Consider the following 19,400-nt stretch of genomic DNA (forward strand, 5'->3'; position numbering starts at 1 on the left):
AAAAGGCCTTGGCTTTGTACCCAATCTCTACGCCACCTTTGCCTTAAATGACACAGCACTGGGCGATTACCTTACCCTCCAAAACCGCAAAAGCACCCTGCGCGCCAAGGAACGGGAGGTCATCAACCTCGTGGTGAGCCAGGTGAACGAATGCCTTTATTGCCTGAGCGCCCACACTGCTTTGGGCAAGATGAATGGCTTCACCGACGAGCAAATCCTCGAAATCCGCAGTGGTGAGGTAAGTTTTGACGCCAAATTGGATGCGCTTGCCAAATTCGTAAAAGAGGCTACCATTAAGCGAGGCAAACCCTCTGCCGAAGCAGTCGAAAACCTCTTTGCGGCAGGCTACAACAAAGCCAATCTGGTAGACATCCTCATCGTCATTGGCGACAAAATCATCTCCAACTTCCTGCATGGAGTAACCCAAATTCCGATTGACTTCCCGGTAGCGCGGCCCCTGGAGGAAGTATATGCGTGATTTCATTTTTAAAAACATGAATCATCCCGAATTTGACCATTAATGAATTTACCGCACAAATCTGACCACCGCTAGCGCGGTTCAAGGGTATGTGGGTACAAAAGTACTATAAACCTGGCCACCGCTAACGCGGTTTTGCACCCAATTCAAGGGAGCTAGCCCTGTCCAGGTTTATAGTATCTTCCGCCATCCTTTTCTTGAACCGCGTTAGCGGTGACCACGAATACGGATTAGAGCTTGGTTAGAACCTAAAATTAAAATTCGGGATGATTCATGTTTTGTTTTTAGGGAAAAATTGATAAGTATTTATGGAAAATTGGTAAGCAACCAAGGCCCTTTTTAGTGTAGTTTTGTACCAAGCAAATCGAGCCTAATCTCAACTCCGAGCTGCCAATTCATCACTCATCGTTTACCATTCATCATTGATTTTACATGGCAACCAAAATCAACATCAAGAGCCTGCCCATAGGCTACCAGTCCATCATCTCCAACGGTCGACACTCTATAGTAGGCGACGAACCAATCACGAGCAAGGGTACCGACCAGGGCTTTTCCCCTGAAGACCTCCTGCTTTCTGCGCTGGCTTCCTGCAAAGTGGCAACCGTGCGTTTTATCGCCCGCAAAAAAGGCTGGACGGTACGGGATGTGGACGCAAAATTGGAAATGTCCGTAAAGCGTAACCCCGACCGCAGCCTCGCCACCACGGTAACGGTGCAAATGGAAATTGAGGGCGACCTGAGCGCCGAACAACGCGCAGAACTGCTGTACGAAGCCGATAACTGCTACGTTCACCGCATGATAAAGGGCGAATGGACAATTGAAAATGCTGTACCTTTCGGAGAAACAGTAGAAGCCTGATGCGCTACGAATACCACGACCCAGCCTCTGGCGGGCAACTCCTGATGACGACGGACGAACCTGACTTTGCCCGCTACTTCTTTAAGGAGCGCAACAAGCTATTCAATGCCCTCGTCTGGAACCGGGGCGAGGCCCAATCGCTGACCATTGACGAGCTGTGTTTCGAGGTCCCTGCCAATGCTTTTTTTGCGCTCAACGTCAGTCATTCCTTTCGATTGGAACGGTCGGAGGACGCGGTGATTTGGCAGTTCAACCGGGAGTTTTATTGCATCGTCACACACGATGCGGAGGTGTCCTGCTCCGGGCTGCTGTTCTACGGATGGCGGGAGGGCGAGCCGATTTTTTTGGATGAAAAAGATATCCGGAGCTTCGGGCTCTTGGTGGAGGTTTTTAAAGAAGAATTTCAAAACCGGGACAATATTCAGGGAGAAATGCTGAGGGTCTTGCTGAAAAGACTCATCATCAAACTGACCCGTCTGGTAAAAACACAAGCCCACGCTGATATACTTTCGGTAAACGAATTGGACACCGTTCGTCAGTTCAATATGTTGGTAGAAAACCATTACAAGCGCCTTCACCAGGTGCAGGAATACGCCAACCTGATGTTCAAGTCACCCAAGACCCTGAGCAACCTTTTTGCAAAGTACAGCGAGAAAACACCCTTGCAGGTCATCAGTGACCGCATCTTCCTCGAAAGCAAGCGACTGCTGCTCTACACCGACAAGCCCGCTGGGGAAATCGGCTACGAACTGGGCTTCGGGGAGGCGGCACATTTTAGCCGTTTTTTCAAAAAAATGGCCGGGGAAAGCCCGTCAGAATTTAAGCGGTCATTGGAGGCTGAGAAGAAGCAAGGCCAACAATGATTAAATGCGTTTTATGGCCATCAAAAAGTTTGAGATTGATAAGGGCAGGAGAATTGAAAAAAGCTAGCAAAATCATACAAACTGATAAAAATCACTCTCCTACTTACCCAAAAGTCACCCAATTCCGCCCCTATCCGCTTTATCTTTGATTCAACAAGCAGTACAAGGAGTTTTTAATTTTTTTTCTGTTACACATGGTCAATTGGGTGTTCAAATTTTGGTCGGTGTATTGACTCTCTCTCCTCAAGGCGAATAATTTTAGTGCCGACCAATATTTTTGGTGTTAACTGTTGATGAAGGTGTCGCGCTGAGCTCTTTGGTGCGACATCTTTTTTTTGTTTTTATTCAAGTGCCCCTATCTTTAAGTCACACAATCAACCCAATCTATCATGAAAAAACTCCTGCTCTTCGCCCTCCTCGCCACCCTTGCCCTTTCCTGCCGCAACAAAAAAAATCAGGAACAGGAAAGTACCGTCCAAGAAGCGCCCAAATCCACTGCTCCATACCAAGTTGGCCAAACCATGTACGTCCACGCCCTTCTCGGCCTCAGCCTGCGCAAAGGCCCCGACGCCAAAGCCGAAAAAGTAGGCGCGGCCCAATACGGTGAAGCACTGGAAATTCTTGCCCTTCCCGAAGCCGACCAAACCTACATTGCCGAAACCATCGACGAGTTCCAATTAAAAGGCCATTGGGTCAAAATCAAAAATGCCGATCAAAAGGAAGCCTATGTATTTGATGGCTATTTGGCCAAATTCCCCACCATCGAGGAGGAACCAGAAGAAGACATTGCTTTGCCTGAATGGTTTTACATGAACCTTTCCAAGCCCAAGGGCGAGCGGGAGGTAACTGCCCCCAATGAAAAAGAAGGCATCCTCGAAGGGTACAAGCAGGCTTTCGCTGATGGCGGAGAGTTTGAACTGATTTTGTACAATGGTGGGGTGACCCAGTTTTTGCGCATACCGAGCAACACTTTGTCTTTTTCCCAAGCTTTGGTGACCTTGCGTTCCTTTTATTTCAGCACGGCCAAAAACCTAAAAATTGTGCGCAATGCCAAGACCAAAAAAATCAAGGTGAACGATACCGCCAACCCTTATGAGTGGCTGGAGTTTGAAGACAAAGGTGATAAGGTGATTGTCGGATTTTATTCTACCGATTAGCAGTACTAGCCCTTTAAGGTTTCACCTAAAGCGCGGAAATTGATTTTGCCCGCATAGGCTTTGAGGTGTTCGCAGATCGCCAGTGCCCGGGTAATGCGTAAATCTGAACTTTTGGGTTGAGCAATGATGTATAGCAGGGTGCGTTTTTTGCCTGGAGTGAGTTTTTCCCAAAAGGCATTGGCTTCCGGATCTTGTTCCAGCACTTCGGTAAATTCCTCGGGCACGGGTAAGCCATATTCGCTATCATCCTTGCGCAGGCTGACTTGCAGCTGATCGCCCAGTTTCAAGTTGAGTTTTTTTACACGAGCTTTGTTCACCGAAATGATGTAAATGCCCTCCCCTTTGGGAAGCATGGCGCATTGGTATTCCACCATGCCATTGATGGTACAAACCACTCTTTTATCCTCACGGCCTTCGCTAAGTGCGGCTACAACGGGAGCTGGCACAATAAAATGTTGCCCCCACAAGCGGTTATTGGATTCTTCCAGGTAAGAAGTGAAAGAGAATGTTTCTTCAGGATTCATAAAAAGTTGTTTAATAAAAAAACCTCCCCCGGCGTAACAACGCACAAAGGGAGGCTCCAAATTATGCAAAAACTCTTTTCAGGAAAACTTAAAAAGCAGCCGTATTGGCCAAACTTTCAAGTTCATCCAGTAAAATCGTCAGATCCTGTTCGGTAGTGAGTGGGTTCATGAGGGAAGTGCGGAGATACACCTTATTGCGCAGGGTGGTTTGTACAATGTAAAAATGCCCTTTCTCCAGAATGCGATTACGCAGTTCCTGGTTGAATGCGTTAAGGTCACTGACTCCAGCTTTTACGACTCTAAAACACACAATATTGCACTCAGGTTCCATTGCAAGCTCAAAATTTGGCCTTTTTGCAAGGATTTTTGCAAATTTCTGCCCCAAATCATATACCTGATCCACCACGGCAGCAAACAGCTCTTCACTATATAATTTCAACAGGGTAAAGATTTTCAGGGACATCATGTATTTGGTGCATTCAAAGGTTCGTTTTCCAAGGTTGTACCAATCGGCTTCGACAGTGTTCCAGAGGTATTGAGCTTTTTGCTGAAAAATGCTGAAGCTGTCTTGTTCCCGTTTGAACACCAAGGCTGTAGCCAGGGCCGGGACCATCAGCACCTTGTGAAAATCCACCACCACCGAATCGGCTCGATCGATTCCTTTGAGTAAGGGCTGGTACTTTTTGGAAAAAACCGCCCCACCACCATGCGCTCCATCGGTATGGAACCAGATGTTGTGCCGTTCGGCAAAATCGGCAATGGCCTCCAGGTTGTCGTGGGAGCCGGTAGAGGTGGAACAAGCACTGCCAATGATGGCAAATACATGGAGTCCTTCCCGCTGAGCTTTGGCCAGGTATACCTCCAATAAATCACAACGCATTTTGTACTGCACGTCGGTGGGCAATTTGATGATGCCTGCATTTCCAAGCCCCATGATGCGCGCTGCCCGATCCACACAATAATGCGCCTCCTCACTGACCATAATGGCCAAGCGCTCCTGGTGGCCTTCGGACCAAACATTCGAGGGCGCTTTGCAAGCACGGGCAGCAAGTAAGGCCGTAAGGTTGGCTAAAGTCCCACCGGAGGTCAAGATGCCACTACTGGACGCTCCGTAGCCAATTTTTTTTGCCAATAGTTCAACCACCAAGCGTTCCATCGGCACCGAACTCATCCCCATTTCATACAGGGCCATGCCCTGGTTGAGTACATTACTCAGTAAACCTGCCAAAGCTGAAACTGGTGCGCTTACTGCCACCTGGTGGCCCATATAGCGAGGATGATGAGTTTTGACGGAATGCTGGATTACCGTTTCAAAAAAAGCAATGGGATCTTCAGCCAGAGGACCATTCAGTTCATTTTGCCAAAAACGATAATGCTCTTCAGGGCTGTGCTGAGGAAAAACTACTTCGTCTCGCTGGCTTTGTACAGATTCAAAATAATCAGCCAATTGATCAATCAAGGCGTGGCCTTGTTGGCGAAAGGTGGCGGGGTCGTATACTTTTTGTAAAAGAGAAGAAACATCATTTGGGTCATCCCGCTGGGTCGGAGCATTTTGCTGCGTCATGGTTATTGGGTTTTACAGAAATTGAACCGTGATTTTAAACAAAATCCAACATTGAGGACAGATAAACAAGTACAAAAGTCCCGCAGTCAATTGATTTTTTCAACTGTGTGATATTAATCACTGATTTTGGGTCTCAAAGCTCATGGTATGACACCTCCTCACTGGCTTACATTTGTATCGAAACAAAGCGAAAAGCCATGAAAAACAAGGCATCTCTTATTCTAACCACCGCACTGATTCTTCCTTTTTTGCTCTGGATACCAGTGCGCCCTCAAACACTCAAAAGTTTTAAAATGAGTGTAGCGGGCACTTCCTCCCTCCACAAATGGGAGTCAAGTGTAGGAGTCGCCACTGTTAAAAGCGACATCGTCATCAATGAAGGTGGCCTGGAAGCCATCAACAGTTTGTACCTCGAAGTAGACGCCGCTTCGATCAAGAGTACCAAAGGCTCAATAATGGACAAGAAGACCTGGGAAGCACTGAAAACAACACAGTATCCCAAAATCACGTACCAATTGACCAAGATTGAATCGATCAGTCCTGCTGCAGGTGAATACGACATCAAAGCACTGGGCAACCTCAGCATCGCAGGGGTGAAAGTTCCGATCAGCATGAACGTAAAAGGAAAAATTTTGAGCAACGGCAGCTTATCCTTCAAAGGATCAAAAGCACTCAAAATGACCGACTTTAAAATTGATCCGCCGACTGCACTCATGGGTACCCTCAAAACGGGCAACGACATCACGGTTAGCTTCGATATTGTACTGGGTGAATAACCTGCTCTCTTTTCTCAAGCTCTTTCACTAACGACTAAAATTCAACAAGATGAAAAAGATATCTTTATCGAACCTGCTGGCAGGTTTGCTGGCCCTTGCTTTCTCCTTACCTCTCGTAGCTCAACAAGCTGATTTACAATATTTCCGCCCCTGGGATAAAAACGGGATCAACGTTTTTGAACCAATCAAAGGTGGTGACCAGGCCGAATTCAAAGGTGTCTCTGTCCGCATCGGGGGTAGTTTTACCCAGGATTACCAAAGTTTGACTCACGAAAACAAGCCATACAAGAAAAACTACCTCTGGGGAACCATTCCTGCTCAAGGGGATTCTCTTTCCGCCAAACTTAATGGTTTTAACCTGGCAATGGCCAATTTGAACTTTGACTTCCAAATTGAAGACGGGATTCGGGTTTGTTTGGAAAACTACATGTCTGCACGTCACCACAACGAGTTTTGGGTAAAAGGTGGCTACATTCAAATCGACAAATTGCCCATGTTTGGTAGCCCTCAATGGTTTACCGATTATGTACGGGTAAAAATCGGGCACTTCCAACCCAACTTTGGGGACCAACAATTCCGCCGTACCGATGGTGGCAATGCCATCTTCAACCCCTTTGCTGAAAACCTGATCCTGGACGCATTCACTACCGAAATTGGTGGTGAGGTATACATCTTCCCAGCCAAAGGCTTGATGTTGATGGGCGGTATGACTTCTGGTTTGATCAATGGCAACATTGAGAATTATCCTGACAAACCTGTGGCTCCAAACTTGGAAGCGACCAAACGTTCTCCTTCGATTTCTTTGAAGGCCGCTTATGACAACAATTTTGGGGATTTACGTTTCCGGCTTTCTGCCTCGATGTACACCAATGGCAATATCGCCCGGAACACACTTTACTCTGGTGACCGTACTGGCTCTCACTACTTTATGGTTCTTGAGCCTACCGGAGGTTCTTATTCCGCCAACTTTACTTCGGGCCGGTTCAATCCAGGCTTAACCAACCGGGTTACTGCCGTGATGATCAATCCATTCTTGAAGTACAAAGGTCTGGAAATATTCGGTACCTATGAAACACTCAAAGGAGGTACTTACGCAGAATCAAGTGACCGTAGCTGGAATCAGTTAGCCGTAGAGGGTATCTTCCGCTTCTTACCAAACGAACAACTGTACCTTGGAGCACGCTATAACACAGTAAGTGGTCGTCCAAGTGGCGCTGCCTATACCAAAGATGTAAGCATCAATCGTACCGCACTGGTTGCTGGTTGGTTTCCTACCAAAAACCTGTTGCTGAAAGGGGAACTCGTTTCTCAAAAATACTTGGATTTCCCAACTTCCGATATCCGTAATGAAGGCAAATTCAACGGTATGATGATTGAGGCGATTATTGGGTTCTAACCTCTTGATCACTATCTTTCTTCTTCTAAATACTTGGGGGGCATCATAGCCTGATGCCCCCCGATTTTATTTACACCACAATTCAAGGCCATGAGAAGGTATTCTGCTTTAATCCTGTTGTTTGGAGTTTTGGTGCTGAGTTTTCCCAATGATAACGTTGTTTCCATTGATCCTGCAAGTGAACTGACGCTTTACGGATCGAGCAACGTCAACAAATTCAAGTGCGAATGCACCGATCAGTTTCCACGTTCAACTGTGAAATTCAACAAGGGAAAGAATGGGACCTCAGCTACTTTTTCCAACGCGATCCTGGATCTCGGTGTAGCTACCCTGGATTGTGGGAATAAAATGATGAACAAGGATTTACAAAGAACCCTGAAAGGAGACGAATATCCCAGAATCCGCATCGAATTGGTGCAGGTCAAACAATTGGAGGATGAAAAATTGAAAGAACCCGGCATGTGGGCTACCCAGGTTGTCGAGGCAGGACTAACCATTGCAGGAGTAAGACGAACCATTGACCTAAATGTGCGCGCCCAACAAACCGAAGCAGGTAGGTTTCGATTTGTCAGTGATAAAAACATCCTCATGACCGATTTTGGACTCACCCCACCGCGAGCACTCATGGGAACGATCCGGGTCAACGACTTGATCCGCATCCACATGGATATGATGGTGGAGGTGGAAAAGGGAATGTGAGCGGATTTGGGATTAGACTTTAGGAGAGTTGATTATCAAGCAATTGATGATTTTCATATTTTTTGAGTTACGAGTTACGAATACATGACTTACGAGTTTTGAAGTGGGCTACCGCAGCGACTTAAACACAGTCCTGAGCCAAGTCGCTGCGGTAGCTCACTTCAAAACTCAAAAATCATGTATTCGGAACTCGTAAATTCAAAAAAGCCTCATGCCTAAATTATCGTGTACTATAATTCGGTGCTTCCTTCGTAATGTTCACGTTGTGTGGGTGGCTTTCTTTCACCCCTGCTGCTGTGATTTTTACAAAACGACCTTTCTGCTGTAATTCTTCCACCGTATTGGCACCACAGTAACCCATCCCGGCGCGTAAACCACCGATGTATTGTACCATCACTTCTGCCAGGGTTCCTTTGTAGGGCACCCGGCCTTCAATGCCTTCTGGCACCAGTTTTTTGATGTCGTCTTCTACATCCTGAAAGTAACGGTCTTTGGAACCTTCCTGCATAGCCCCCAGGGAGCCCATACCCCGGTAAACCTTAAATTTCCGACCTTCAAACAGGATGGTTTCGCCCGGTGCTTCTTCTACTCCAGCAAACAAGCCGCCCGCCATGATGGTACTTGCACCTGCGGCAAGCGCTTTGACGATGTCGCCAGTATAGCGAATCCCGCCGTCGCCAATAATCGGTACCCCAGTGCCTTTCAAAGCCTGAGCAGCCCAGCTGATCGCAGTCAGCTGAGGCACCCCTACCCCTGCCACAATACGGGTGGTACAAATCGAGCCAGGGCCAACCCCCACCTTTACGGCATCTACTCCGGCTTCAACCAAAGCCAGGGCAGCCTCACCAGTAGCTACGTTGCCACCAATAACTTGTAGGTCACGGTATTTCTTCTTGACTTCTTTCACCGCGTTGAGTACACCTTGGGAATGCCCGTGAGCGGTATCGATTGCAACGACATCTACCCCTACATGAACCAGAGCTTCTACGCGTTCCATCATATCGCGGGTAACGCCCAACGCAGCACCGACCACCAAACGCCCAAAGGTATCCTTACACGAAAGGGGATAATTGATTACCTTCATGATGTCTTTGTAGGTAATCAAACCGACCAGTTTGTTGTGGTCGTCTACAACAGGCAATTTTTCAATCTTGTTGCGTTGCAGAATTTCGCGGGCTTGGTGCAGAGTCGTCCCTGCCGGGGCAGTGACCAGATTTTTGGAGGTCATCAGTTCTTGAACCGAGCGATCCAGGCTGGTTTCAAAACGCAGGTCGCGGTTGGTCAGGATGCCCACCAGGTGGTTGTTGGCATCAACGACCGGAATCCCGCCAATCTTGAAGCGCTCCATGTGGTTTTTGGCGTCGCGAATGGTTGCATCAGGTCTTAGCGTGACGGGATCGATGATCATACCACTTTCCGAACGTTTGACCAGGCGAACCTGCTCAGCTTGTTCTGCAATGGTCATGTTCTTGTGGATGATCCCGATGCCACCCTGCCGGGCAATGGCAATAGCCAGTTTTGCCTCGGTTACCGTATCCATAGCGGCCGAAACAACAGGAGCATTCAATCTTAGTTCGCGGGTAAGTTGGGAAGTGATGTCCACTTCACGAGGCAATACTTCAGAGTATGCCGGAGCGAGCAGCACGTCGTCGAAGGTCAGTGCCTCGCCCAGAAATTTGTCCAGGTTGGTATTTTGCGTATCCATGCGCAAAGGTAGGGATTTTGTGGAGATTTGCGCAAAGGAAGAATTGACTATTTTTTCAACGGGAGAAAATTTGGGTTTCCCCCGTTGAATTTTACAAGTGTAACCTCGAAGATTGCCCCTACAGTTGGAACAACACCCCAATATTGATCACAAACTCGTCCTGTCCACCATTGATGTATTTCATCTCGGCCATAGGGACCAGGTTACTTTCCAGTTTATAGCGAATACCGCCACCTACACCAAAACCAAATTTGGTATCTGTTGCTTTATCGTCAAAGCCTGTGATTTTGCGGGTAGCGCGCATCACGTTCAAACCACCGAGGCCATAAATGTCCAAAAAATCATTGCCAGCAAAGGTGTACATCCCGTCCAGGTTGAAGGCAACCCGGCTATCACTCACCCCCAGGTTTTTGTCTTCTTTGGGAAAATAAAAATTACCAGAGGCTACAATGCCCAGGTCTTTGTTGGGAATTTGAAACTCGCCACGGGCGAATAAGCCGGGTTTTTCAAACTTGGTTCCGTAGGTAAACCCTCCGCCTACCCGAACCTGGCCTAGTGCGTAGGTAGCAACGAAAATAAGTACCAGCACAGCGCTTAGGTATCTCAATTGTTTCATGTTTTGGTTTTTTGTGATAACAGAAGAATGACCTAAGCAAGATAAAAATTATTGCAGGAATGATGGATTAGGAATTTTTTAACAAGAATAGTCTATTCGGTGCTTCGGCTACGCTCAGCGCCCGAATAGACTATTCAACTACTTGCCCGCCACAGCTCGATCCTGCACCCGCAGTACAACCATAACAGTGCTGATTGAGCACAATGTCCCGTTTTTCTAACTCCGCCAGGTCAAAATCATGGACAGATTTACCTGGTGTGCTGACTTTAAGGTCCAACATTTGATTGAAATCACAATCGTACATCCAGCCATCCCAACTGACCGAAATGGTATTGCGGCACATCACCCCAGCCACGGCGGCGGGGTTAAAAGCGTCGATCAGGGTGTTCATGTATTTTTCGTAGTTGTCGCTTTCCAGCAAATAATCCAGAAAGCGGCTGATCGGCATATTGGTGATGACGTAGAGATTGTTGAAATCCACGTTGTATTTCCGCTTGAGCTGGCGCTTGAATTCGTTTTCCAGGGAAGCCTGGCCGCCGGGCAAAAAAGCCCCGGAAGGGTTGTAGACCAGGTTGAGGTTCAATCCGGAATCGGCTTGAGCATAGCCCACCGCATTGAGCATTTGCAGGGCTTTGATTGAATCTTCAAAAACACCATCACCTCTTTGGCTGTCCGTGCGCAGCGCGGAATAGTGGGGCAATGAGGAAACCACTTCCACTTTGTTTTCAGCAAAAAAATGGGGTAAATCCTGGTATTTGGGGTTCGACACAATGATGGTCAGGTTGCAACGGTTCATCACGTGTTTGCCCAACTTATGGCATTCTTCGACAAACCAGCGGAAGTGTGGATTCATTTCAGGTGCACCGCCGGTAATGTCTACCGTCGGAATATCGTATTTGCTCAAAATCTCCAAACAGCGATCAAAGGTTTCCTTGCTCATGTTTTCGGCCTTGCGATCGGGGCCGGCGTCCACGTGACAATGGGCGCAGGTTTGATTGCACAGTTTGCCCACATTGATTTGGAAAATTTCAATGCGTGAGGGCAATAATTTTCCCTGATCAAAACCAGCGATTTTGATGGATTCCTCGAAGGGTTTGAATTGAGCTGCGCTGCGTTCACGCCCATTGAGGACTTCCAGTTGGAAAAAAGTGTCCGATAGGGCATTGCCGCGGGCGGCAAGGGATTTTCCTTTTTGGTGAATGGCCATAATGAAAATTATAAGATTCCAGTTTCAAAAACGGCACCTCGGCTCCGCTCGGCGACCGTTTTTGAAACTGGAATCTTAAGTTTACATGGTTATTTCTTCAGCGTGGTTCATCATCTGCACGCCATAAACGAGGCTGGACCCGGCCCGGATAACCGCAGCTACATGCACTGCCTCCATCATTTGTTCCTCATCGGCGCCTTTTTCCAGCGATGTAGAGGTATAGGCATCAATGCAATAAGGGCATTGAATGGCGTGAGCCACCGCCAGGGCAATCAGCGCTTTTTCGCGTTCGGTAAGTGCTCCTTCCTTCATGGTTTCCCCATACCAGGCGAAATATTTATCGCCCATTGCTTTTTGCCACTTGGTAATGTCGCCGAACTTGGCGAGGTCGGCTGGATCGAAATAATGCTTTTGAGCCATGGTTAGCTTGTTGTATTTAGATGAGTGGTTATTTGGTAGTTGGGCAAAAACAAGTGCTCATTTTTCTTGAGCCAAAGGATTAGATAAGACACTTAAAATGAAACGTTTACTCATCTAATCCTTTGGCAAAATGAGCGCTTGTTTTTTTATCGCCCCTTGGCTTCGTTGAGTGCCCAGTTGTAATCGAGGTACTTGAGTTCGGTTTGGGCTGAGATTTTTTGCGCAGAGAATTTATTAATGTAGGCAATCAAAGAGCCTGCATCGCGGTCAAAATCACCTTTGAACCACTTGAATATTTCCGAGATTTCGACTTTTTCAGCAGTGATGTTGTTGCGCAGGGGGTCAGCCAGGAATTTTTTCATGGCATCATCCAATTGGCTGTCCAATTTTTCCGGGGTGTAGGCTTCCTGCCGCAAGCGAGGGCAAGAGAAAGAGGCACAATTGACGGCGGCATGCACCCGTGCATCTTTAAACACCGGGCGCAGGATATTGTGTTCAATGTTGTTGAGGTCGTAGGTAAAACCTTGAATCTTGATGAACTTGATGTCCCAAACCGAGTTGACAAAAGCAATGCCTTTTTTGATGTCCTTGATGCTTTCCACTGGGTAGTTGTTGACGATCAGCTTGATCGTAAAAGCATTGTATGCATTAATCCAATAAGCCATTTGTTCGTTGCGGGACCAGCTTTTATCATTGGGATGAACCGCTGAAAGTTGATCCAGGTAGCTGTTAAGCTCGTTCGAATCGCGGACGAACCCCTTGTAGTCAACAAAGCCGTCGTCTTTGACGTGTTTTTTGACCAATTGATCCCAGCGATCGTGATTGATCGGGCTGGAATTGGTATTGCGGCGAATGGCAACGCAGTTGGACGCACTCAACCAAACCATTGCCAAAACCATCAGGCGAGTGATTAGAAACACTTGTTTTTTCATAAAAAAAGTAAAAATTGACCAGTTCGGGAATAGAACAGGTTAGTTTAAAATTTGTCTGTAAATCTTTTTCAGACGAACAGGTTCCAATCCAGCTGTAAACAAATTGAATACCAACCAATTGGCAAATTGCACCCGCAACCAGGAATTGTGTTCGTATTTCCGAGCTGAAACAGTGGCATTATACGGCAAAGTTGGCATGGGGTACTTTTTGCGGGCTCGTCGAATGAAGTCGTATTCTTCCATGATGACGTATTTTTCATCATAGCCACCAAGTTCGGCAAAGGTAGTGGCAATAATGAAAAAGGTTTTGTCCCCGCCCTGACACCAAAGGAAATTGAAACGGGTAAACCAGGCATTGCACTTCAATAACCAGCTGGGAGAGTCAAAACGGTATCGAAAACAACCCATACACCAACCCGTTTCAAGGGCAGTGCGGATGGCTTTGAGAAAATTTTGTGGAGGTAACGTATCGGCATGGATAAAATAAAGGACCTCTCCTTGGGCATGCCGAGCTCCCAGGTTCATTTGAGCAGCCCTGCTCCTGATCGGGCAGTCGATAACCTGTGCACCATTGGCAAGGGCAATGCCAGCAGTGTCATCGGTGCTGCCACCGTCTACCAAAATGACTTCCAGCAATTCTGGCCCGGCATTTTGCCGAATGTATTCCAGCAACCGGGCTATGTTACTCGCCTCGTTGAGGGTTGGAATGATTATGGAAACGTTCATACACTTTTATACGATTTGAGGTACTTTTTTGGATTTTACGTTTACTAAACTTTTGAAGTTTAGTAAACGCAAAGTTTAGTTTATCCAACAAAAAAGCCTGGCAAATGATCATGCATCTGCCAGGCTCTGTAAAAATTTACGTTTACTAAACTTTTGAAGTTTAGTAAACATAAAATCATTAATTACTCCCTGATTTCTTTTGCTGTTGTGCTTGCTGCATCGGGTTGGATCCCATACTGGCACCACGGGCAAATCCTTCTTGCTTGAACACCTCAAAACGGGAAGGAATCGGGCGACGTGGATAGTAGTTGTTTTCGGTATTCACATCAGCCGTTTCTTCCTGCGGATCGAGGATCACCTGTTTCACGGGTTTGGCAAAAGCAAAAACTTTGCTGATTTTTTTATCGTCCATGCGCCAGATTTCCGCTGGAATGCGCTGGGTTTCACTGGTTCCATCTTCAAACTCGAACTTGATGATCAGCGGCATCACCAAACCGCCCTGGTTGGAGAGATCCAATTGGTAGTAGTTTTTACGGGCTTCAATGATGGCCTTTTCTTTTGGGCCCAAACTAGCCAGGTATCTTTCATAACGCTCCCGATCAGTTGGCGCTGGAGCATTCGGATCGTAGCTGTTGTAAAAGTCTTTTAAACCCTCGTTGCGTTCTACCGCAGTGGTGGCCAGGTCGCGTTTGTTGTTTTGGTAAGTCACATCACGCTCCAGCTGTTCTTTTGATTTTTTGGAAGCGAGTGGCTTTTCGATCTCTGGATTTTTGGTATCCAGGCGGAATTCCGTGACGGCATCCAAAGAAATGTCCACGTTGTCGGTGGTGAAGAACCAACCTCGCCAGAACCAATCCAGATCAACCCCGGAAGCATCTTCCATGGTGCGGAACAAGTCGTAGGGTGTAGGGTGCTTAAATGCCCACCGGCGGGCGTATTCCCGGAAAGCAAAGTCAAATAACTCCCGGCCCATCACCGTTTCCCGCAAGATATTGAGCGCAGTAGCTGGTTTTGCATAAGCATTATTTCCAAACTGGATGACGGATTCCGAGTTGGTCATGATTGGATTTTGGACAGCTTTATCTGCCTTCATGTAACCAACAATATTGCGGGCTGGGCCACGGCCGGAAGGGAAGTCGCGCTGCCATTCCTGTTCAGCCAGGAACTGACAGAAAGTATTCAAACCTTCGTCCATCCAGGTCCACTGCCGCTCATCAGAGTTGACAATCATCGGGAAGAAGTTGTGCCCAACTTCGTGGATGATTACCCCCAACATGCCGTATTTGATGCGGTCGGAATAAGTGCCATCTTTTTCAGGGCGGCCATAGTTGAAGCAAATCATCGGGTATTCCATCCCGTTGGAAGCTTCCACGGAGATCGCCACGGGATATGGGTAGGGAATAGTGTGCTTGGAGTATACCCGTAAGGTATGCGCCACAGCTTCGGTAGACAAATGACCGTACAGTGGGTTCGCCTCCTTTGGATAATAGGACATCGCCATCACGGTAGGAACCGGGCTTCCTTCAATTTTGACCCCCATGGCATCCCAGATGAACTTGCGGGAGCTACCGAACGCAAAGTCTCGCACGTTTTCTGCTTTGTAAATCCAGGTCTTTTTGTCCTTGGCTTTGGTTTTTTCCTTCTGCGTAGCTTCTTCCTGGGAAACAATTACCACAGGTTTGGTCGCAGTTTTGGATTCTTCAAAACGCTTCTGCTGCTCGGCAGTCAATACGTCTTTGGCGTTTTGCAATTGGCCGGTAGCCGCGATGATGTGGTCGGAAGGAACGGTGATCGCTACAGTGTAGTTGCCAAAAGGCAGGGTAAACTCACCTTGACCGAGGAACTGCTTGTGCTGCCAGCCATTGTAGTCGTCGTAAACGGCCAAACGAGGAAACCATTGGGTGATGGTATACAGGTAGTTGCCATCTTCGGGGAAGAACTCGTAACCACCACGGGAGTCAGCACCCAGAGCTGGGTTTTGACGGTCGTTGATGTTGTAGTTCCAACCGATCTGCAATTGAATTTTACCCGTTTTAGCGATCAGTGGCGTAGGTAAATCAACCCGCATCATTGTTTTGACGATGGTGAATTTCAAGGCTTTGCCGGTGGCGTCTTTTACATACTCAATCTTGTGACCACCGTCAAAAGAATTGTCCAGCATGCTGTTCAACTGACCAGCGCTAACCCGCTCGCCCAGTGTGTTGGTGGCAGTTTTGTAGGTATCCGACTCAGGGTGAACCACGTTTTGATCCAACTGGAGCCAAAGGTAAGTCAGCGGATGTGGGGAGTTGTTGTAATAAGTGATCATCTCCGTACCTCTGATTTTTTGCTTCTCATCATCGAGCTCCACTTTGATGTCGTAATCTACCCGTTGTTGCCAATACGACTCACCAGGTGCGCCAGAGGCTGTGCGGTAGGTATTGGGCGTAGGTAATTCCGTGCCAAGTTGGCGGAATTTGCTTTGATCGGTGTTTTGTTGCGCATAGGTAATCGTAGCTACCAACAACAAAACCAAAGTTCCAATTTGGTTTATCCTTCTCATTTGTAGTTGAGGGTGGTAAATGAACAATTTAAACTTGCAAGGTACACCATAGGCTGGCTGTGCTTCTCCCCCCATTGGCGGGAAAATGTGACCAGGGTGCTAAAAAAGTAGTCAAAGTTAGCACAACTTTTGGTTTTGTTTGAAATTTGACCCAAGTTTGACCTTGTAAATGTGCCGAAAAACCGCGACTTTTGCTTTAAATAGACTTATGCCAAAACGCGATAAATACCATTTCCAAGTAAGGATTGCCTAGAAAAAGATGGGTGGATCATAACCGACGATCCATTAGATTTAACCTCAGGTGATGTCGAATTATTTGCGGATTTGGGTGCAGCTCGGGTACTGGCAGCAGAGCGGGGAGAAGAAAAAATTGCAGTGGAGATTAAATCTTTTTTGGAAGAACAATCTCCTGTTTCGGAATTTCATAAAGCAAGTGGTCAATATGATACCTATCAATTTGCTTTAGAGGATAAGGAGCCAGAAAGGATGGTCTATTTAGCTATACCCACTTTCATTTGGAAAACATTTTTTCAACGACCACTTATTCAGAAAATCGTACATGAAAAACCACTCAGAATAATTGTGGTGGACATGGAAAAACAAACAATCGAGTCATGGATAAAACAATAAAATATCAGGAAATCCTTATAAACCTGCTCAAAGGATACGTCGATTTTTTTTCTGGCTCAAGCTCATCAGTGAAGCCTCAAATGCTTGTTGACCGGGATAGAAATCATTATCAATTGATAAAAATTGGTTGGGACGAAAAACAGCAGCAATTCGTTTTTGGCATTTTGTTCCATTTTGATATCATTGACCATAAGATCTGGCTTCATCTCAATAATACTGAGTTCTATCTGGTTGATGAATTAGTAGAGCTAGGAGTGCCTAAATCAGATATCGTGCTCGGCTTTCAACCACCATTGGTTAGATTGGCGAGCATTAAAGAAAAAGTTGCTTAAAGCAATTCCGTTTTCTGAGCTTACACCTGGTTGTTAAAAACAATTTTCATGCAGAGTTTATTGACTATTCTAATCCTGGGAATGTGGAGTTTCTTTGCACATCCCATCCATTTAACGCTTTCCGAGGTCGTTTATGAGGAAAAAAGCAAAACGATTCAAGTCACCCACAAAATTTTTATGGATGACCTGGAGCGGCACATCGAGGAATCTCTGAAAGTCAAGGGTAAAGAGGTGAATCTGAAACTGGGCACTTCCAACGAACACCCTGACACAGACCGCTACTTAGCTGAATACCTGGCCGCTCATTTCAAACTCCTCATCAACGGCAAGGCCTACAAAGCCAATTTTTTGGGCAAAGAATACGAAGATGTTGCTTGTTGGTTGTACGTCGAAATCCTGAACGTCCCCAAACCAAAATCGGTGGATTTGACCGATTCCTTTTTGATGGACTTGTACGATGATCAGAGCAACCTGGTGAATTTCACTTTTCCACAAAAGAAAGGAAGTATGCGGTTTATTCAGGGGAAGGTGCGGGAGAGTTTTAGTATTCAATGACAAATAAAGAATGACGAATTTTTGAAAGACAATAAACAACCGATGCCCTATCGCTACACCATCGCCAATCGAGTATACCTTTTTGCAGACTTAAAAACCTTATTGGCGAAGGCGAGCCCCTTGCGGAGTGGAGATGTATTGGCTGGTTTAGCTGCGGAAGGCTTTGAAGAGCGGGTTGCCGCTCAACTGGCCTTGGCCGATTTACCCTTGAAAACTTTTCTGAACGAAACCGTCATCCCTTATGAAACGGATGACGTGACCCGCTTGATCATTGATGAACATGATCAAGAAGCTTTTGCCCCCATCAGCCATTTTACAGTGGGGCAATTGCGGGATTGGTTGTTGAGTGAGCAGGCGGATGGAACTACCCTTCAGGCTTTAGCAGCGGGTTTAACGCCCGAAATGGTGGCAGCAGTGAGCAAATTGATGCGCAATCAGGATTTGATCGCTGTGGCTCAAAAATGCAGTGTGGTTACCCGTTTTCGCACTACAGTGGGCCTCAGCGGCTGTTTGTCAACCCGTTTACAACCCAATCACCCTACCGACGACCCGAAGGGTATTGCAGCAAGTATTATTGACGGACTTTTGTACGCCAGTGGCGATGCGGTGATTGGCATCAATCCGGCTTCGGATAGCCCGGCAGCAGTGAGCACCTTGCTCCACATGATTGACGATTTGCGGGAAAGATACCAGATACCTACCCAAAGTTGTGTGCTGTGCCATGTCACTACTGCCTTACAAATCATCCAGGATGCGCCTGTGGATCTGGTTTTTCAATCAATCGGCGGGACTGAAAAAACCAACCAAAGTTTTGGCATTACCCTTGATATTTTGCAAGAAGCCTACGAAGCTGCCTTGGCTTTAAACCGCGGAACGATTGGCCAGCAAGTCATGTATTTTGAAACCGGGCAAGGCTCTGCCCTCTCCGCCAATGCCCATCATGGGGTGGATCAACAAACCATCGAAGCAAGGGCTTACGCAGTAGCAAGAAAATTCGACCCTTTTTTGGTCAATACCGTGGTGGGTTTTATTGGTCCGGAATACCTCTACGATGGCAAACAAATCATCCGGGCGGGCTTGGAGGATCATTTTTGTGGCAAACTACTCGGTTTGCCCATGGGGGCCGACATTTGTTACACCAACCACGCCGAAGCCGACCAGGATGACATGGATAACTTACTGACCTTATTGGGGGTAGCTGGCTGCAATTTCATCATGGGCATTCCCGGGGCCGACGACATCATGCTCAATTACCAGTCTACTTCTTTTCACGATGCCTTATATTTGCGCAAGGTGTTGGGTAAAAAACCCGCACCAGAGTTTGAACAATGGCTTTTGGCGCAAGGAATTCTGGATAAAAAAGGCCAGAAATTGCCGCTAAGACCCAATCACTTGCTTTTGGCATAATTCGAGGCATCAG

20 protein-coding genes are annotated in these 19,400 nt (G+C 46.9%); 11 read left to right on the forward strand and 9 right to left on the reverse strand.

What is annotated here, in order from left to right:
- The 4 genes from SFV55_RS18610 to SFV55_RS18625 all read left to right on the forward strand — a co-directional run.
- The coding region (locus SFV55_RS18610) for a carboxymuconolactone decarboxylase family protein (protein ID WP_320031043.1) at window positions 1–478 on the forward strand (478 nt) is incomplete at its 5' end.
- Window positions 479–910: 432 nt separating this feature from the next.
- Complete coding sequence (locus SFV55_RS18615; RefSeq protein ID WP_320031044.1) at window positions 911–1,336, forward strand: OsmC family protein; 426 nt, start codon at window positions 911–913, stop codon at window positions 1,334–1,336.
- A complete protein-coding gene (locus tag SFV55_RS18620; protein ID WP_320031045.1) occupies window positions 1,336–2,199 on the forward strand; it encodes a helix-turn-helix domain-containing protein in 864 nt (287 codons plus the stop codon). Before SFV55_RS18615 ends, SFV55_RS18620 begins: the two co-directional genes overlap by 1 nt.
- 389 nt (window positions 2,200–2,588) lie before the next feature.
- Window positions 2,589–3,356 carry an SH3 domain-containing protein gene (locus SFV55_RS18625; protein ID WP_320031046.1) on the forward strand — a complete coding sequence of 256 codons (768 nt, stop codon included), beginning with the start codon at window positions 2,589–2,591 and terminating at the stop codon, window positions 3,354–3,356.
- 5 nt (window positions 3,357–3,361) lie between these two features.
- On the opposite strand, the gene SFV55_RS18630 is transcribed toward SFV55_RS18625, so the two are convergent.
- Window positions 3,362–3,880 carry a YdeI/OmpD-associated family protein gene (locus SFV55_RS18630; protein ID WP_320031047.1) on the reverse strand — a complete coding sequence of 173 codons (519 nt, stop codon included), beginning with the start codon at window positions 3,878–3,880 and terminating at the stop codon, window positions 3,362–3,364.
- Between the two features lie 88 nt (window positions 3,881–3,968).
- Window positions 3,969–5,444 carry a pyridoxal phosphate-dependent decarboxylase family protein gene (locus SFV55_RS18635; protein ID WP_320031048.1) on the reverse strand — a complete coding sequence of 492 codons (1,476 nt, stop codon included), beginning with the start codon at window positions 5,442–5,444 and terminating at the stop codon, window positions 3,969–3,971.
- 197 nt (window positions 5,445–5,641) lie between these two features.
- Here SFV55_RS18635 and SFV55_RS18640 point away from each other — a divergent pair, with 197 nt between their 5' ends.
- From SFV55_RS18640 to SFV55_RS18650, 3 genes are all read left to right on the forward strand, one after another.
- Window positions 5,642–6,220, forward strand: coding sequence for a YceI family protein (locus SFV55_RS18640; RefSeq protein WP_320031049.1), 579 nt, complete (start codon window positions 5,642–5,644; stop codon window positions 6,218–6,220).
- 49 nt (window positions 6,221–6,269) lie between these two features.
- Window positions 6,270–7,616 (forward strand): hypothetical protein, encoded by a 1,347-nt coding sequence (locus SFV55_RS18645; RefSeq protein WP_320031050.1) that lies wholly within the window; start codon window positions 6,270–6,272, stop codon window positions 7,614–7,616.
- 90 nt (window positions 7,617–7,706) lie between these two features.
- The gene (locus SFV55_RS18650; RefSeq protein WP_320031051.1) at window positions 7,707–8,315 is read left to right on the forward strand and encodes a YceI family protein; all 609 of its coding nucleotides are present in this window, start codon (window positions 7,707–7,709) and stop codon (window positions 8,313–8,315) included.
- 220 nt (window positions 8,316–8,535) lie between these two features.
- On the opposite strand, the gene guaB is transcribed toward SFV55_RS18650, so the two are convergent.
- The 7 genes from guaB to SFV55_RS18685 all read right to left on the reverse strand — a co-directional run bounded on the left by guaB (window position 8,536) and on the right by SFV55_RS18685 (window position 16,463).
- On the reverse strand, window positions 8,536–10,020 hold the full coding sequence (gene guaB, locus SFV55_RS18655; RefSeq protein ID WP_320031052.1) for an IMP dehydrogenase: 1,485 nt from the start codon (window positions 10,018–10,020) through the stop codon (window positions 8,536–8,538).
- Window positions 10,021–10,138: 118 nt separating this feature from the next.
- Window positions 10,139–10,636 carry an outer membrane protein gene (locus tag SFV55_RS18660; protein ID WP_320031053.1) on the reverse strand — a complete coding sequence of 166 codons (498 nt, stop codon included), beginning with the start codon at window positions 10,634–10,636 and terminating at the stop codon, window positions 10,139–10,141.
- A gap of 130 nt (window positions 10,637–10,766) precedes the next feature.
- A complete protein-coding gene (gene arsS / locus SFV55_RS18665) occupies window positions 10,767–11,843 on the reverse strand; it encodes an arsenosugar biosynthesis radical SAM (seleno)protein ArsS (RefSeq protein ID WP_320031054.1) in 1,077 nt (358 codons plus the stop codon).
- A gap of 81 nt (window positions 11,844–11,924) precedes the next feature.
- The gene (locus SFV55_RS18670; protein WP_320031055.1) at window positions 11,925–12,263 is read right to left on the reverse strand and encodes an arsenosugar biosynthesis-associated peroxidase-like protein; all 339 of its coding nucleotides are present in this window, start codon (window positions 12,261–12,263) and stop codon (window positions 11,925–11,927) included.
- A gap of 146 nt (window positions 12,264–12,409) precedes the next feature.
- A complete protein-coding gene (locus tag SFV55_RS18675; protein WP_320031056.1) occupies window positions 12,410–13,195 on the reverse strand; it encodes a DUF547 domain-containing protein in 786 nt (261 codons plus the stop codon).
- A gap of 39 nt (window positions 13,196–13,234) precedes the next feature.
- Window positions 13,235–13,921 carry a TIGR04283 family arsenosugar biosynthesis glycosyltransferase gene (locus SFV55_RS18680; RefSeq protein ID WP_320031057.1) on the reverse strand — a complete coding sequence of 229 codons (687 nt, stop codon included), beginning with the start codon at window positions 13,919–13,921 and terminating at the stop codon, window positions 13,235–13,237.
- Between the two features lie 178 nt (window positions 13,922–14,099).
- Window positions 14,100–16,463: a M1 family metallopeptidase gene (locus SFV55_RS18685; RefSeq protein WP_320031058.1), complete on the reverse strand. Its 2,364-nt coding sequence runs from the start codon at window positions 16,461–16,463 to the stop codon at window positions 14,100–14,102.
- Between the two features lie 270 nt (window positions 16,464–16,733).
- Between SFV55_RS18685 and SFV55_RS18690 the strand changes: the two genes are divergently transcribed.
- From SFV55_RS18690 to SFV55_RS18705, 4 genes are read left to right on the forward strand one after another with little or no spacing between them, the layout of a single operon-like run.
- Window positions 16,734–17,093, forward strand: a complete 360-nt coding sequence (locus SFV55_RS18690; protein ID WP_320031072.1) for an element excision factor XisH family protein — start codon at window positions 16,734–16,736, stop codon at window positions 17,091–17,093.
- Window positions 17,078–17,425, forward strand: a complete 348-nt coding sequence (locus tag SFV55_RS18695) for a XisI protein (protein WP_320031059.1) — start codon at window positions 17,078–17,080, stop codon at window positions 17,423–17,425. Before SFV55_RS18690 ends, SFV55_RS18695 begins: the two co-directional genes overlap by 16 nt.
- Window positions 17,426–17,473: 48 nt before the next feature.
- Window positions 17,474–17,980 (forward strand): DUF6702 family protein, encoded by a 507-nt coding sequence (locus SFV55_RS18700; protein WP_320031060.1) that lies wholly within the window; start codon window positions 17,474–17,476, stop codon window positions 17,978–17,980.
- A 42-nt stretch (window positions 17,981–18,022) separates the two neighbouring features.
- On the forward strand, window positions 18,023–19,387 hold the full coding sequence (locus tag SFV55_RS18705; RefSeq protein WP_320031061.1) for an ethanolamine ammonia-lyase subunit EutB: 1,365 nt from the start codon (window positions 18,023–18,025) through the stop codon (window positions 19,385–19,387).
- Window positions 19,388–19,400 lie beyond the last annotated feature (13 nt).

This window comes from Haliscomenobacter sp. (assembly GCF_033763495.1).
Taxonomy (GTDB): domain Bacteria; phylum Bacteroidota; class Bacteroidia; order Chitinophagales; family Saprospiraceae; genus Haliscomenobacter.

Bases quoted from the DNA above. Each gene is read 5' to 3' on its own strand.
- SFV55_RS18695 (WP_320031059.1), top strand. From the start codon at position 17,078: ATGGATAAAACAATAAAATATCAGGAAATCCTTATAAACCTGCTCAAA.
- SFV55_RS18635 (WP_320031048.1), bottom strand. From the start codon at position 5,444: ATGACGCAGCAAAATGCTCCGACCCAGCGGGATGACCCAAATGATGTT.
- SFV55_RS18625 (WP_320031046.1), top strand. From the start codon at position 2,589: ATGAAAAAACTCCTGCTCTTCGCCCTCCTCGCCACCCTTGCCCTTTCC.
- guaB (WP_320031052.1), bottom strand. From the start codon at position 10,020: ATGGATACGCAAAATACCAACCTGGACAAATTTCTGGGCGAGGCACTG.
- SFV55_RS18700 (WP_320031060.1), top strand. From the start codon at position 17,474: ATGCAGAGTTTATTGACTATTCTAATCCTGGGAATGTGGAGTTTCTTT.
- SFV55_RS18645 (WP_320031050.1), top strand. From the start codon at position 6,270: ATGAAAAAGATATCTTTATCGAACCTGCTGGCAGGTTTGCTGGCCCTT.
- SFV55_RS18680 (WP_320031057.1), bottom strand. From the start codon at position 13,921: ATGAACGTTTCCATAATCATTCCAACCCTCAACGAGGCGAGTAACATA.
- SFV55_RS18630 (WP_320031047.1), bottom strand. From the start codon at position 3,880: ATGAATCCTGAAGAAACATTCTCTTTCACTTCTTACCTGGAAGAATCC.
- SFV55_RS18650 (WP_320031051.1), top strand. From the start codon at position 7,707: ATGAGAAGGTATTCTGCTTTAATCCTGTTGTTTGGAGTTTTGGTGCTG.
- SFV55_RS18675 (WP_320031056.1), bottom strand. From the start codon at position 13,195: ATGAAAAAACAAGTGTTTCTAATCACTCGCCTGATGGTTTTGGCAATG.
- SFV55_RS18620 (WP_320031045.1), top strand. From the start codon at position 1,336: ATGCGCTACGAATACCACGACCCAGCCTCTGGCGGGCAACTCCTGATG.
- arsS (WP_320031054.1), bottom strand. From the start codon at position 11,843: ATGGCCATTCACCAAAAAGGAAAATCCCTTGCCGCCCGCGGCAATGCC.
- SFV55_RS18615 (WP_320031044.1), top strand. From the start codon at position 911: ATGGCAACCAAAATCAACATCAAGAGCCTGCCCATAGGCTACCAGTCC.
- SFV55_RS18660 (WP_320031053.1), bottom strand. From the start codon at position 10,636: ATGAAACAATTGAGATACCTAAGCGCTGTGCTGGTACTTATTTTCGTT.
- SFV55_RS18670 (WP_320031055.1), bottom strand. From the start codon at position 12,263: ATGGCTCAAAAGCATTATTTCGATCCAGCCGACCTCGCCAAGTTCGGC.
- SFV55_RS18685 (WP_320031058.1), bottom strand. From the start codon at position 16,463: ATGAGAAGGATAAACCAAATTGGAACTTTGGTTTTGTTGTTGGTAGCT.
- SFV55_RS18640 (WP_320031049.1), top strand. From the start codon at position 5,642: ATGAAAAACAAGGCATCTCTTATTCTAACCACCGCACTGATTCTTCCT.
- SFV55_RS18705 (WP_320031061.1), top strand. From the start codon at position 18,023: ATGCCCTATCGCTACACCATCGCCAATCGAGTATACCTTTTTGCAGAC.